The sequence below is a fragment of the Archangium violaceum genome (assembly GCF_016859125.1).
GTDB classification, from domain to species: Bacteria; Myxococcota; Myxococcia; order Myxococcales; family Myxococcaceae; genus Archangium; species Archangium violaceum_A.
The window spans coordinates 2,851,857-2,863,995 of record NZ_CP069338.1 but is presented as its reverse complement, the minus strand read 5'-3'; the positions used below and the strand labels follow the sequence as shown (position 1 = coordinate 2,863,995).

11 protein-coding genes are annotated in these 12,139 nt (G+C 67.7%); 6 read left to right on the top strand and 5 right to left on the bottom strand.

Annotated features, from left to right (window positions below; translation table 11 throughout):
• Positions 1 to 45 precede the first annotated feature (45 nt).
• Positions 46 to 1,599: a multicopper oxidase family protein gene (locus tag JQX13_RS12275; RefSeq protein WP_239014713.1), complete on the bottom strand. Its 1,554-nt coding sequence runs from the start codon at positions 1,597 to 1,599 to the stop codon at positions 46 to 48.
• A 401-nt stretch (positions 1,600 to 2,000) separates the two neighbouring features.
• Between JQX13_RS12275 and JQX13_RS12270 the strand changes: the two genes are divergently transcribed.
• Both JQX13_RS12270 and JQX13_RS12265 read left to right on the top strand, forming a co-directional pair.
• Positions 2,001 to 2,903 (top strand): halocarboxylic acid dehydrogenase DehI family protein, encoded by a 903-nt coding sequence (locus JQX13_RS12270; RefSeq protein ID WP_203409189.1) that lies wholly within the window; start codon positions 2,001 to 2,003, stop codon positions 2,901 to 2,903.
• Positions 2,900 to 3,769: an alpha/beta fold hydrolase gene (locus JQX13_RS12265; protein ID WP_203409188.1), complete on the top strand. Its 870-nt coding sequence runs from the start codon at positions 2,900 to 2,902 to the stop codon at positions 3,767 to 3,769. The genes JQX13_RS12270 and JQX13_RS12265 overlap by 4 nt, the downstream gene beginning before the upstream one ends.
• On the opposite strand, the gene JQX13_RS12260 is transcribed toward JQX13_RS12265, so the two are convergent.
• Both JQX13_RS12260 and JQX13_RS12255 read right to left on the bottom strand, forming a co-directional pair.
• Positions 3,762 to 4,418 carry a DNA methyltransferase gene (locus JQX13_RS12260; protein WP_203409187.1) on the bottom strand — a complete coding sequence of 219 codons (657 nt, stop codon included), beginning with the start codon at positions 4,416 to 4,418 and terminating at the stop codon, positions 3,762 to 3,764. The genes JQX13_RS12265 and JQX13_RS12260 overlap by 8 nt on opposite strands.
• 5 nt (positions 4,419 to 4,423) lie before the next feature.
• Positions 4,424 to 5,185 (bottom strand): SDR family oxidoreductase, encoded by a 762-nt coding sequence (locus tag JQX13_RS12255; protein ID WP_203409186.1) that lies wholly within the window; start codon positions 5,183 to 5,185, stop codon positions 4,424 to 4,426.
• A gap of 124 nt (positions 5,186 to 5,309) precedes the next feature.
• Between JQX13_RS12255 and JQX13_RS12250 the strand changes: the two genes are divergently transcribed.
• Complete coding sequence (locus JQX13_RS12250) at positions 5,310 to 6,626, top strand: DUF4032 domain-containing protein (protein ID WP_203409185.1); 1,317 nt, start codon at positions 5,310 to 5,312, stop codon at positions 6,624 to 6,626.
• Here JQX13_RS12250 and JQX13_RS55345 read toward each other — a convergent pair.
• Together JQX13_RS55345 and JQX13_RS12235 are read right to left on the bottom strand one after the other, a co-directional pair.
• The gene (locus JQX13_RS55345; RefSeq protein WP_275424992.1) at positions 6,619 to 7,755 is read right to left on the bottom strand and encodes a peptidoglycan recognition protein family protein; all 1,137 of its coding nucleotides are present in this window, start codon (positions 7,753 to 7,755) and stop codon (positions 6,619 to 6,621) included. The two genes, JQX13_RS12250 and JQX13_RS55345, sit on opposite strands and share 8 nt — an antisense overlap.
• Positions 7,756 to 7,911: 156 nt before the next feature.
• Complete coding sequence (locus JQX13_RS12235) at positions 7,912 to 10,296, bottom strand: isoamylase (RefSeq protein WP_203409184.1); 2,385 nt, start codon at positions 10,294 to 10,296, stop codon at positions 7,912 to 7,914.
• A gap of 403 nt (positions 10,297 to 10,699) precedes the next feature.
• Here JQX13_RS12235 and JQX13_RS12230 point away from each other — a divergent pair, with 403 nt between their 5' ends.
• The 3 genes from JQX13_RS12230 (at position 10,700) to JQX13_RS12220 (ending at position 12,066) form a co-directional block, all read left to right on the top strand.
• Positions 10,700 to 11,128: a hypothetical protein gene (locus tag JQX13_RS12230; protein ID WP_203409183.1), complete on the top strand. Its 429-nt coding sequence runs from the start codon at positions 10,700 to 10,702 to the stop codon at positions 11,126 to 11,128.
• A gap of 166 nt (positions 11,129 to 11,294) precedes the next feature.
• Positions 11,295 to 11,648 (top strand): helix-turn-helix transcriptional regulator, encoded by a 354-nt coding sequence (locus JQX13_RS12225; RefSeq protein ID WP_203409182.1) that lies wholly within the window; start codon positions 11,295 to 11,297, stop codon positions 11,646 to 11,648.
• 10 nt (positions 11,649 to 11,658) lie between these two features.
• Positions 11,659 to 12,066: a hypothetical protein gene (locus JQX13_RS12220; protein ID WP_203409181.1), complete on the top strand. Its 408-nt coding sequence runs from the start codon at positions 11,659 to 11,661 to the stop codon at positions 12,064 to 12,066.
• Positions 12,067 to 12,139: the final 73 nt, after the last annotated feature.

The window sequence follows — 12,139 nt, the reverse complement described above, 5'->3', positions numbered from 1 at the left end:
CGGGCTGTCCGGCCCCTCCCTGCCGGGCAGCCCGCGGTGCCGTGCTCAGTGCCCGTGGTGTCCGCCGCCGCCGCCGCCGCCACCGTCGCCGCCCGTCGAGTCCGGCGGGACGATCTCCTGCAGCTCCATCATGCCCATGTCCTCATGGTCCAGGATGTGGCAGTGCATCACGAACCTTCCGATGTAGCGCTCGTAGCGGGTGCGCACCCGGGCGGACTGGTTCGCTCCCACGAAGAGGGTGTCCTTCCAGACGTGCTTCCCATTGCTCTTCATCACCTGGAAGGGATTGACGTGGATGTGGAAGGGATGGCCCTGGTGGCTCGAGGAGGAGATGAACCACTCCTCCACGTTCCCCAGCACGAGCCGGCGGGGAGGGGCATTCGGGTCGAACGGTTTGCCATTGATCAGGAACCTGGGGGGGGTGACGCTGAGGTCCATGTCGAACTTCACCTCCTGGGTGCCGGTGAGCTCCTCGTTCGTGATGGGTTCGAGGGGCACCAGCGTGGCGAGTGCCCGCTCATCGGGCAGCGACATCTGGACGCTCGGGCCCTCCACCACGACGCGAGCCAGGATCTTGCGCGTCTCCGCCACGCCATTGAGCGAGCGCTCGGGAGGGCTCGCCTCGTCGATCAGCAGGTAGGTGTCCGGCCTCTGCTCGGCCTTCACCATCACGTCCACCCGGTAGCCGGGGTACATCTCCGTCTCCGTGACCGTGTCGATCCGGCCGCTGGTGATGCCATCGTGAGCGATCTGATGCTGCATCATCACGGTCCGCGAGTCGCTCTCTCGCAGGAGCTTGAGCCGGAGCGACTCCATGGTGCCCGCATGGATGAACCTCCAGCGTTGCACCTCTCCGGGCTTCATCTTGAAGGTGGGCACGAACTCCCCATTGATGAGGGTCCGCCGGCCGGACAGCTCCCAGTTGTTCGGGGTGAACACCTGGTAGCTCTCGATCATGTTGGCCTGCGTTCCGGGGACGTAGGGGTCATCGACCAGGGCATAGGGGATCTGCTCGAAGACGAAGATCCGCTCCTGGGCGGCCTTGATGACGGGGAGCTCGTCGATGTTGCCGCGGATGATCAACGCGCCGACCATGCCGCTGGAGACCTGGAGGGCCACCGAGCCGTGCTTGTGGGCGTGGTACCAGTAGGTCCCGGCGGGGTGGTCGGTGGGAATCTTGATCTCATACTCGAACTCCTCCTGGGGGCCGAATGCCAGCAGCACGTTGTCCGAGTTGCCCTCCGGAGACACGTGCAGGCCATGGGTGTGGAGGTTGGTGACGTTGAAGCCGTGCGGGACGTTGGGATCGGGCGTGGGGGGCCGCGGCTCCGGCGGGAGCTGGTTCTTCAAGTGGATATGCAAGGTGTCCCCGGGTCGCGCCTCGATGATCGGACCGACGAGCCCGCCGTTGTAGGAGCGCAGCTTCACCGTGTCCCATTCCTTGCACTTGCCCTGCTCCTTGACCCGGCAGATGCGGTTGGTGGCGTACTGGACCACCAGCTCCTCGTAGATGTTCTGAATTGGCCATGGCCAGGGTTGTGGTCTGGGTCTGGCACCCGCCGCCGTGCCTCCCATCAATCCGATGATCAATAGCAGCATGCCACGACTCTCGAGAGTCAATAGCCACCGCTGTACGGGATGACGCATGGAGCGGGTGTGCCGCCCTCGCTCGACTTCGGTCCGCTTGCTCTTGGGGGCCAACTTCATTCCTGCACTTTCTCCCATTTGAATCCAACCAGGCATGGGGAGAGGCAAGGTAAAGCGGGCTCGGCGCCACGCTCGGGTGGAAATGCTGGAGCTTATTCTGGCAAACGGCGCCAGCGTATTGGATTGGAAGATTCATTGTCATGCGATCAGGAAGTGATGAAGGATTGCCCCGTTGCCCTGGGGGAGGGAGCGTCTGAGCGCTTCCCGACCCTGAAGTGGGGCTGGCTGCCTGGCGGGCTCCTCTGTTCACCCATGGATGCACGGCCCATCTTCCGACCGGAGGAGGTGCGTCCATGGCCGGACCCAAGCAGGTGAGCGAGCGCGATGCGCACGGAGACGTGGAGCGGGTGCTCTACGAGATGAGGCAGTCCCTGCGGGTGACGGGGCTGGACGTGACGGTGCGCACGTGGGCGGGCTTCGAGCGCTTCCTGGTGGGGATGTGGGAGGCGATGGGGCCGAACACGGAGACGCGGGCCTTCGAGTTGGCCGCGGACGAGGTGCGGGCGCAGGCGGTGGAGGCGGTGAATCGCCTCGGGCGACTGGGGGCGTGGGACGCGGTGCGCCTGGGGGAGAGTCAGCGCTACCAGCTGCGAGGCGCGCTGGCGCTGTACCACTACCTCAATCCGAAGATGCTGGTGTTCACCTCGGCGGTGAAGCTGGCGCTGCAGGACGAGCGCGTGGGGGCGTTGCAGCCCCTGGGGAGCGCGGAGCGGATAGAGCGGGGGCCTCCGGCGCGGATGATGGCGATGGAGTGGGTGCCGGAGTGGCCGGACGACGCGCGGCTGCGGAGGCTCTTCACGGACATCCTCGAGACGGTGGGCCCGCCCGCGGTGCCGGGAGAATTCCGGGGGCTTGCGTTGTGGCCGGACTACCTGGACGCGGTGTGGGAGCGGCTGCGGCCTCGGATGAGGGGGGAGTCATGGGCTCGTGCCTGTGACGCGCTGTTGGCCACGTCCCGGCGGCTCGCGCGGGAGCTGCCGTACGAGGTGGCGCTGTCGAGGGAGCGCCTCGTCATGCTGCGCGAGGACGCGGAGGTCATCCTGCGGGTGACGGATCAATGCGAGTGGCGGTTGCCCGTGTTGGTGCTCGGGATGGCGACGCTGGTGAGCGACGTGGGCGACCTGGAGCGGCGGCAGCCCTTCCCGGCGGAGGCCCGCCTGGTATCGGACTTCGTGGCGGCGGAGGAGCTGCGATGAATTGGCGCGACTATCAGTCGATGCAGCGGGTGGTGGAACTGGGCCACCGCTTCATCAGCTACGTGGACGAGGGGCGCGGCGAGCCGCTGGTGCTCCTTCATGGGATTCCCACCTGGGGTTTCCTGTGGAGTGGGCTGCTACCGGCGCTCTCCCTGACGCACCGGGTGCTGATTCCGGATCTGCTCGGGTATGGATATTCGGACAGGAGGGAGGGCTTCGAACGCTCCATTACACGGCAGGCGGAGGCGGTGGACGCGTGGATGGACCGGCTGGGGGTGAAGAACGCGGTGGTGGTGGGGCACGACATCGGCGGCGGCGTGGCGCAGCACCTGGCGGTCCGGTTTCCCCAGCGGGTGTCGAGGCTATGCCTGATGAACAGCATCTGCTTCGACTCGTGGCCCATCGAGATGATGGTGCAATTGGGACACCCTCGCGTGGCGCGGAGGCTGTCGGCGCGGGTGGTGTACCGGGCGTTGAGGATGGCGCTGAAGCGGACGGGCTTCGCGACGGCGCCGCCGGACGGAGTGCTGGAGGGACTGCTGGAGCCGTACGCGACGGAGGTGGGCAAGACGTCGCTGGTGCGCAACGCGGCGGCGCTGGACACGAACCAGACGCAGGAATTGGTGGCGAAGCTGGCGCACGTGGCGGTGCCCACGCGGCTGGTGTGGGGCGTGGACGACACCTTCCAGCCGGTGAAATGGGGCGAGCGGCTGGCGTGGGAGATTCCAGGCGCGAAGCTGGTGCGGGTGGCGCACGCGAGGCATTACGTAATGTGGGATCAGCCGCACGCGGTGATGACGGCGCTGTATGACTTCCTCGGGATGGAGGCGCGGCCGATGCTGGAGGGCGCGGGCGCGCTCATTTGATCGGCATGCGCAGGCTCCTCGCCTTCCTGGCCCGCTTGGGGCTCAGCTCGACGCCCACGGCCTCGAGCCCGAGCTCATTGGCGACGGCGAGCACGGTGCCATGGCCGCAGAAGGGATCCACGATGGTGCGCGTGGGGGTGTTCTCCAGCACGTAGCGGCAGGCGACGAGACAGGCCTCGACGCCCATGCCTCGCGTCCAGGTCACCTCGCCCGCCTGGGGGAGCACGTCGGCGGTGGACTTCGAGAGGTCGGCGCGAATGCCTCGCGAGAAGCACAACATGTGCGAGTACGCCGGCCGCCCGAAGGTGACGCCTCCGGGCGGCGCGCGGCAGACGACCTTGTGCCACAGCAGCGCGTGTCCCTGCTGCTCGGCGGCCTTCTGGACCAGGTAGCCCTTGTCGACCCAGGTCCCGTCCTTCTTGATGTCGGTCTGGTAGAAGACCGTGACGCCGTCGTCCGGGCAGCGCGAGAGGACGAGCGCGGCGGTGCGGATGAACCAGTCCTTCCACCCGGCGAGGGAGAGCGAGGGGAACTCGGACACGTCGGGCATCGAGGTGATGAGCGAGCATCCGGCGAGCACGCCCTGTCCCTCCAGCCACGCCAGGGCGTCCGCGCAGTGAACCGTCCTCTTGCTCTCGTCGGAGGCCATGCCCGTCAGCGGCGCTTGACGTTGAAGGGGCCGAAGCCCTGGTCCGCCGGCATGACCTCGACCACGTTGATGTTCACGTGGGCGGGGCGGGTGACACACCACTGCACGATGTCGGCGATGTCCGCCGCCGTGAGCGGCTCCATGCCCTCGTAGACCTTGTGGGCGCGGTCCGCGTCGCCCTTGAAGCGCACCACCGAGAACTCGGTCTCCACCATGCCGGGCTGGATGTCGGTGACGCGCACGCGCGTGCCCGCGAGGTCGGCCTTCAGGTTCTCCGTGAATTGATGCACGAAGGCCTTGGTGGCGCCGTAGACGTTGCCGCCGGGATAGGGGTAGGTGGCGGCCACGGAGCCCAGGTTCACCACGTGCCCGCGGTTGCGCCGCACCATGCCGGGAAGGAGGGCGCGCGTCACGTAGACGAGCCCCTTGCAGTTGGTGTCGATCATCGTCTCCCAGTCATCGAGCGACGCCTGGTGCGCGGGCTCGAGGCCGAGGCCCAGGCCGGCGTTGTTGACGAGCACGTCCACGTCCGAGAACCCGGGGGGCAGGGAAGCGAGCGACGCCTCGACGTCCTGGCGCGAGCGCACGTCCAGCACGAGCGGGTGCGCGGGCGTCTGGAGTTTCGCCGCCAGGGCCTCGAGCCGGTCTCCCCGGCGCCCCGCCAGCACGAGCCGCGCTCCGGCCCGGGAGAGAGCAAGGGCACAGGCCTCGCCGATTCCCGCGCTGGCCCCCGTGACGAGGGCTGTCCATCCTTGAAGGGTCTGCATGGGGCGCGGATTCTATTGAGACGTCCGGAGAGTGCACGCCTCCCGTGTGTTGGGTGGAGTCCATTTCATGAATGAATCCGAGAAGCGGGCTTTCCGGGGACGTGCTCGCGATAGACTGGCGCACATGACGCCATCCCGAGGGCTCACCGCGCTGCACCTGCGCCAGGGCCACCCCGACTTCCTGGATCTGCCATGGCACCTGCCGCTGGCGGAGTGGAACCCGAAGGTGTGCTCCCGGTTGGTGGAGGTCCCCCGCGGTCTCTCCCGGCACACGGTGGTGTTCGTCAGCTACGGCTCGGACATCTACGCCCTCAAGGAATTGCCCGTGTCCGTGGGGCAGCGCGAGTACGACGTGCTGCGCGGGCTGGAGGAGCGCCGGCTGCCGGCGGTGACGGCGGTGGGGCTCACGCGGGTGCGGGCTCCGGAGGAGTCCGGGGAGGAGCTGGCCATCCTCCTCACCCAGTACCTGCCCTCGTCGCTGCCCTACCGCGTGCTCTTCATGAACAGGGGCCTGGAGCGCTACCGCGAGCGGTTGCTGGACGCGATGGCCAGCCTGCTGGTGCGGCTGCACCTGGGCGGCTTCTTCTGGGGTGACTGCTCGCTGTCCAACGTCCTCTTCCGCCGCGACGCGGGCGAGCTCCAGGCGTACGCGGTGGACGCGGAGACGTCGGAGCTGCACACGAAGCTCTCCGACGGCCAGCGCGAGCTGGACTTGCTCATCATGGAGGAGAACGTCACCGGGGGGCTCGCGGACCTGGCGGCGATGGTGGAGCTGCCCTCGACGCTCGACGTGTACGCGACGGCCCCGAGCATCCGCCAGCGCTACGAGCGCCTGTGGACGGAGACGCACAAGGAGATCTCCATCTCTCCGAGCGAGAGCTACCGCATCCACGAGCGCATCCGCGCGCTGAACGAGCTGGGCTTCTCCGTGGGCGAGGTGGACCTGGTGGCGAGCGGAGACGGCAGCCAGCTGCGGATGCGGACCATCGTCACGGACCGCGAGTACCACCGGCACCAGCTCCACAACCTGACGGGCGTGGTGGCCGAGGAGCGGCAGGCGGCGCTCCTGCTCAATGAAATCCGCGAGATGAAGGCCACGCTGACGCGCGAGGTGAACCGGAGCGTGCCCTTGAGCGTGGCGGCGTTCCGTTGGCTGGACGAGCGCTTCCGGCCGACGGTGAACCGGTTGCACAAGGAGCTCGGACCCGCGGCGGACGAGGCGGAAATCTACTGCCAGGTGCTGGAGCACAAGTGGTTCTTGTCGGAGCGGGCGAAGCGGGACGTGGGCCTGGAGGTGGCGGTGAAGGGCTACGTGGCCCTTCGCCGGGAGCAGCCCGCGCTGGCGCTCCTGCGCTCGGCGAACGCGCCGCTGGTCACCGTGGAAGCCGAGGCCGCGTCCGAGCCCGCCCCGGCTCCCACCGACAAGGCCTCCGCTAGATGACGGCGTCGGTGGCGCGGCGGACGCGGCCCCAGTCGAAGTTGTCCGCCGGGTCCACCTTGCGGCCCGGGGCCACGTCCTTGTGACCCAGGATGTTCTTCATGGGGACGTTGTACGTCTTGGCCAGGTACGGCACGAGCTTCTCCAGCGCGCGGTACTGGGCCTCGGTGAAGGGCGTCTTGCCGCTGCCATCGTTGGTGATTTCAATGCCGATGGAGCGGGCGTTCACGCTGGGGCTGGTGTCCCCGTGCAGCGACGACTTGCCGGCGTGCCACGCCGCCATCTTGTCATCCACCAGGTGGTAGATGGTGCCGTCCTTGCCGATGAGGTAGTGCGCGCTCACGTCCGTGCCCTTCTTGGTGAGCGTGGCCAGGTCCGACGAGACGTTGTTGGAGGCGGTGTGGTGCAGGATGATGCTGTCGATGTCCGCGCCGTTGCGTGAGCCGTAGTTGGCCGAGGGCACCCACTTCATGTCCGGCTTCGTCACCTTGCCGGGCGCGGGGGTGGAGGGAGTGGAGGGCGCGGGGGTGGAGGGCGCGGGGGACGACGCGGGCGGCTTCTGGCCGGCGAGCGCCTTCTCCAGCGCGGCCTTCGTCTTCGGGCCGTACTCACCGTCCACGCCCAGCTTCCACGTGGACTGGAACTTCTTCACGGACGCTTCCGTCTGCGGGCCGTAGACGCCCGGGCCGGTGTTCATCTGGGTCTGCGTCATGAAGCCCAGCTTCACCAGGGCCGTCTGCAGTTGCTTCACCGCGGCGCCGCTATCGCCGCGCTCCAGGCCCGCCGCGGGCGCGGTGACGGAGGGGGCCGGCTTGCCGGTGGAGGGGGCCGCCGGGGTGAGGTCCTTGAGCATCGCGGCGCGCGTCTTCGGGCCGTACACCCCGTCCGCCGCCAGCTTGTTCGCGGCCTGGTACTTCTTCAGCGAGGCCTCCGTCTGCGGACCGAAAGTGCCCGGGCCGGTGTTCATCTGGGCCTGCGTCATGAAGCCCAGCTTCACCAGGGCTGTCTGCAGTTGCTTCACCGCGGTGCCCGAAGCCCCCTTGGAAAGGGTCCCCGTGGGCAGGGGCGGAGTGGACGACGCGGCGGTGGTGCGGGCGAGGTGGGTGCGGAACGAGGCGGAAACGGTGCTCACTGTGACTCCGGGGGGGGCGCACTGAAAAGCGATGACGACGATGAAATTGTCGCCGAAGCGCCACGAAAGTTTCGTCCCCACCTTCTCCTACCGTCTCGCAACCCGAGACGACCCCGACGCTCTGTCGCGCCGGGGTCGCACGGAGTGTCGCGGGAGCTACTTCGCGATGAGGACGATGAGGCCGCGTCCGCACACGGTGTAGTTGTTGCCTTCACCGCCGACGTCTGCCTCGGTGCCAGGGCTGGCCACCTGGTTGGTGCCCTCGGCCCAGTTGCAGGTATCCGTCACGCGGTACCAGCGCTTGCCCGCGAAGGGCCAGGGCAGCGAGAACGCCACCGGGTCCTGCCAGCCGTTGTAGGCCACGTAGATGGCGGCGGCCGGATCACCGAACTCGGTGCCGTCGATGCGGAAGGCGAGCGCGTGATTGCCGCTGTTGCCCATGTACGCGGAGTCGGCCACGGCGCCGCTCGGCTGGAACCAGCGCATCTGCTCCATCACGTTGTTGTTGTTGTCCACGCCGCTGAAGAAGTTGGCCGGACGCAGCGCCGGGTGGGCCTTGCGGAAGGCGATGAGCCGCTGGGTGAACGTCTTGAAGTACGCCTGCTCCGTGCTCAGCGAGTAGTTCAGCCAGTTGGCGCTCGAGTCCAGGTTGTACACGTTGTTGTTGCAGTACTGGGTGCGCAGGAACTCGTCGCCGCCAGTGAACATGGGCGTGCCGGCGCTCAGCATCAGGAAGGCCAGGCCATTGCGCGCCGCCTTGCGCTGATCCGCGGCCACCCCACCCTGGTCCCAGCTGTGGTTGTTGTCCTCGCCCCCATCGGACGGGCCGTAGGGCCACGGCTGGCCGTTGTTCTTGCTGTTGCAGCTGTAGAGGTCCTTCAGCGTCATGCCGTCGTGGGCGACCATGAAGTTGATGGAGTTGTAGGGCTTGCGGCCGTCATCCCCGTACAGGTCCGAGGATCCCGCGAAGCGCGTGGCCAGGTCGCCCGGCGTCACCGCCTCCACGCCCATCTGGTTCTGGTCCTTGCGGAAGGTGTCGCGGTACTTGCCGTTCCACTCGGACCAGCCGCTGGGGAAGTTGCCCACCTGGTAGCTGTTGCCGCCAATGGCCCACGGCTCGGCGATGAGATCCGCGCCGGTGCCGCCGCCCGCGGGCCGCGGGGACAGGTTGCTCCAGATTTTGTTGAGCGCCGTCTCGGCGTTGGTCTTGTCGTAGTTGAAGCAGCCGTGCTCGCAGGTGTTGCCCAGCACCGAGGCCAGGTCGAAGCGGAACCCGTCCACGCCCAGCTCGTCCTTCCAGTACTTGAGCGAGTGGAGGATGAGGTTGCGCGCCGTCTCGTTGCGGGTGTTGAAGTTGCCGCCCACGCCCGTGTTGTCCCAGCTGTTCTGCATGTCGCTGGTGAGGCTGTAGTACGTGGGGTTGTCCAGGCCGCGGAACGAGATGAGGTTGTACGTGTTCTTGTCCGTGGAGCTCCACGCGCCACCCTCACCGGTGTGGTTGTAGACCACGTCGATGAAGACCTTGATGCCGTTGTCGTGGAAGGCCTTCACCATGGCCTTGAACTCCTTCGTGGGGCCACCCGCCGACTTGTCGCAGGCGTAGCGGCGGTCCGGCGCGAAGAAGTTGAGGGTCATGTACCCCCAGTAGTTGTCACCCTCGGTGGAGGTGGCGTTGACGTCGTTGTCGTCGTTGTCCGTCTCCTGCACCGGGAGGAACTCCACGGCGGTGACACCGAGCGCCGCCAGCGACGCGGCCTTCTTCGCCGCGCCCGCGTAGGTGCCGCGGCAGGAGGTGATGCTCGAGTCGCCCTGGGTGAGGCCGCGCACGTGCACCTCGTAGATGATGTCATCCTTGAGCGCGCGCGTGGGCTTGGTGCCGTAGCTGGTGGTGTCCGGCGCCAGGACGATGCCCTTGGGCGCCTTGGCCCCGCTGTCCTTGAGCCGGTGGGAGGGGCCGGAGGCGAAGAGGGTGCCGTCCGTGTTGTTGGCGTTGGTCGGGTCGTGGCTGATTTCCAGCGCGTACGGGTCGACGAGCAGCTTGTTCGGATTGAAGCGGTTGCCGTTCGCGTCGACGTCGGCGACGAAGCCCAGGCTGGAGCCCTTGGTCCAGCCGCTGTTGTACGTCCAGTTGGGGCCCCAGGCGCGGTAGCCGTAGTACACCGGGCCGGTGATTTTATGGGTGTTCTGAATGGTGGAGACGGGGAGCGTGAGCGTCCACACCTTGGTGGTCTCGTTCTTCGTGAGGGCGTACTTCGCGACTTCCTCGGCGCCGTAGGGCGTCTGGTAGAGGTAGAGCTCGATGCGCGTGGCGCGCGACGAGTAGACGTTGAAGGTGATGTGGCTCTTCGTCGCGTTGTACTGGGCGCCGAGCGTCCAGGAGATGGCCTCCTGCTGCGTCGTGCCCACCGTCTCCTGGACGCCGTCGAGGGTGCGGACCTCGGCCTCCTCCGGTGTCGGGCCGCAGGAGAGGAACGGTGTGGCGAAGAGACCCGCGGTGAGCAGGGCCCGCCACGAGCGGCGGTTTCCGGTTGCTGACTTCATGGAGTGACTCCCAGGCGCGATGATGGGGGGGTAACAGTCGGACGTGCGGGCCCGCGCCTACCCGGCTGCTCCAGTTTCCACACCCCTCTGACCCACGAGTCAATCCGGGGTGGAACGGACTCGCCCCGGCACCGCGGCTCTGCCCGCTTGTGAGCAGCGGGTGGACCCCGGAGTCGCGTGCGTGCCGCGCCGTGTCAGTTCCCCGCGGACAGTGCCGCCCGGCGCACGTCGTTCCGCGGCGCCATGTCGCACGGTGTCAGGTTACGTAGGGTTCGGTGCGGACGACTCGTCACGGTGGACGGACTACACTCCCAGTGGGGATTTCGCGTAGCATCCGCGCCCCTTTTGGTTGTCCCTCGCCGCGGCACCCCCACCGCGGAATCCCCCTGGAGGGAGGCATCCCATGGCTTGGAGAATGTCCTTCGACTACGACGAGGTGCACGACGTCGTCACGGCGACCTTCGAGGACTGCATCCTCAACAACGCGCTGGACGTGGCGCGCTGGCGCACCGAGGTGGAAGGCCACCTGTCGCGCTTTCCGTCGAAGGTGGATCTGCTCATCAACCTGGATGGGTTGGTGGTGAAGTACACGGCGGGCCGGGTCTTCGGGCGCGAGCGCACCGAGGTGCTGGCGCGCTACACCCAGCGCTCCTTCCGCTACGGCGGCGACGAGATGACGAAGATGTTCGTCAGCACCAGCGGCGTCATCAACGGCGCGGCGGTGAACGTCTTCAACTCGCGCGACGAGGCCCTCGCGGCGCTGCTGGCGGATCGGAACGCGCAGGCGGGGGGCAAGAACTCGCCCTCCGGCTCCGGCAAGAAGGCCGTCTGAGCGGGCTCCCCTCTCCCGGAGGGAGAGGGAGCATGCGGACCCTACTTGAAGAGGTGGGAGAGGGAGAAGTGACCGGCAAAATAGGATGCGGGTTGACTTGACGTGCGGGGTAGATAGGGTTGTTGCCACCATGCCAAGTCATGTGCCCCTCGAAGTCCGGAAACGATTGGCCCAGGCCATCCGGAAGACCCTTCGCTCCGTCCGGTTGCTCTCGGAGCTCACCCAGGCGGAGATGTCCCAGCGCATTGGCATGAGCGCGCAGGCCTATGGTCGTTTCGAGCGAGGCAGCCCGAGCATCGTGCCGAGCGCTCCGACCCTTCGTCGGATGTACGAGGTGCTGTGCGGCTCGCTGCAGGACCTGCTGGGTCTGGAGGTCCCCGGGAGCGCGCGGGCCCCACGTCCGGTGGCGAAGCCATCCTCCGGCAGGAGCCGCCCCAGGCCGCCCGCCTCCTCACGTCCGGGTTCCCACTCGCGCACGAGGCAGACGCGGCGTCTGGCGCTCCGGGTGGACATGGAGTGAGGTGCGGCCCATGAGCCAGCGGCTCCCGGCGCGGCGCTTCCTGTACTGCCTCCTGCAGGGGGATTCCTTCTCTCCCTCGCTCGCCGAGGAGCGCACGGGGCTCCTCCTGGTGGACAAGAACGAGCCCGGCGAGGTGGCTCCCTCGGGGCGCTACGACGGAAAGGCCCTGCCGTATGGGAGCGCCATGCTGGTGTTGCTCGACGATGACCTGGAGCCCGGTGCCACCGCCCTGGAGCCCCTGCGGGCCTTGAAGGCGCGGCTGCCGGACCTCCGGGCCGTGGGGGTCACCGGGGTGTCGCTCTTCCTGGTCGTCGCCTACGAGGGACAGTGCCACTTCGAGCTCTCGCCCGAGGAGTTGGGGGAGATCGCCGGGCTCGGCGTGCCGCTGGCGGTGTCCTGTCATCCCGCGGCGACGTAGTCCGTACGCGCCTGCCCCCCGGACGGCCAGGGCCCGCGGGCGTCGAAACCCTTCCCGCGAGGTCCTGAGTCAC

Bases quoted from the DNA above. Each gene is read 5' to 3' on its own strand.
- JQX13_RS12270 (WP_203409189.1), top strand. From the start codon at position 2,001: ATGGCCGGACCCAAGCAGGTGAGCGAGCGCGATGCGCACGGAGACGTG.
- JQX13_RS12265 (WP_203409188.1), top strand. From the start codon at position 2,900: ATGAATTGGCGCGACTATCAGTCGATGCAGCGGGTGGTGGAACTGGGC.
- JQX13_RS12260 (WP_203409187.1), bottom strand. From the start codon at position 4,418: ATGGCCTCCGACGAGAGCAAGAGGACGGTTCACTGCGCGGACGCCCTG.
- JQX13_RS12220 (WP_203409181.1), top strand. From the start codon at position 11,659: ATGAGCCAGCGGCTCCCGGCGCGGCGCTTCCTGTACTGCCTCCTGCAG.
- JQX13_RS12275 (WP_239014713.1), bottom strand. From the start codon at position 1,599: ATGCTGCTATTGATCATCGGATTGATGGGAGGCACGGCGGCGGGTGCC.
- JQX13_RS12255 (WP_203409186.1), bottom strand. From the start codon at position 5,185: ATGCAGACCCTTCAAGGATGGACAGCCCTCGTCACGGGGGCCAGCGCG.
- JQX13_RS12250 (WP_203409185.1), top strand. From the start codon at position 5,310: ATGACGCCATCCCGAGGGCTCACCGCGCTGCACCTGCGCCAGGGCCAC.
- JQX13_RS12235 (WP_203409184.1), bottom strand. From the start codon at position 10,296: ATGAAGTCAGCAACCGGAAACCGCCGCTCGTGGCGGGCCCTGCTCACC.
- JQX13_RS12230 (WP_203409183.1), top strand. From the start codon at position 10,700: ATGGCTTGGAGAATGTCCTTCGACTACGACGAGGTGCACGACGTCGTC.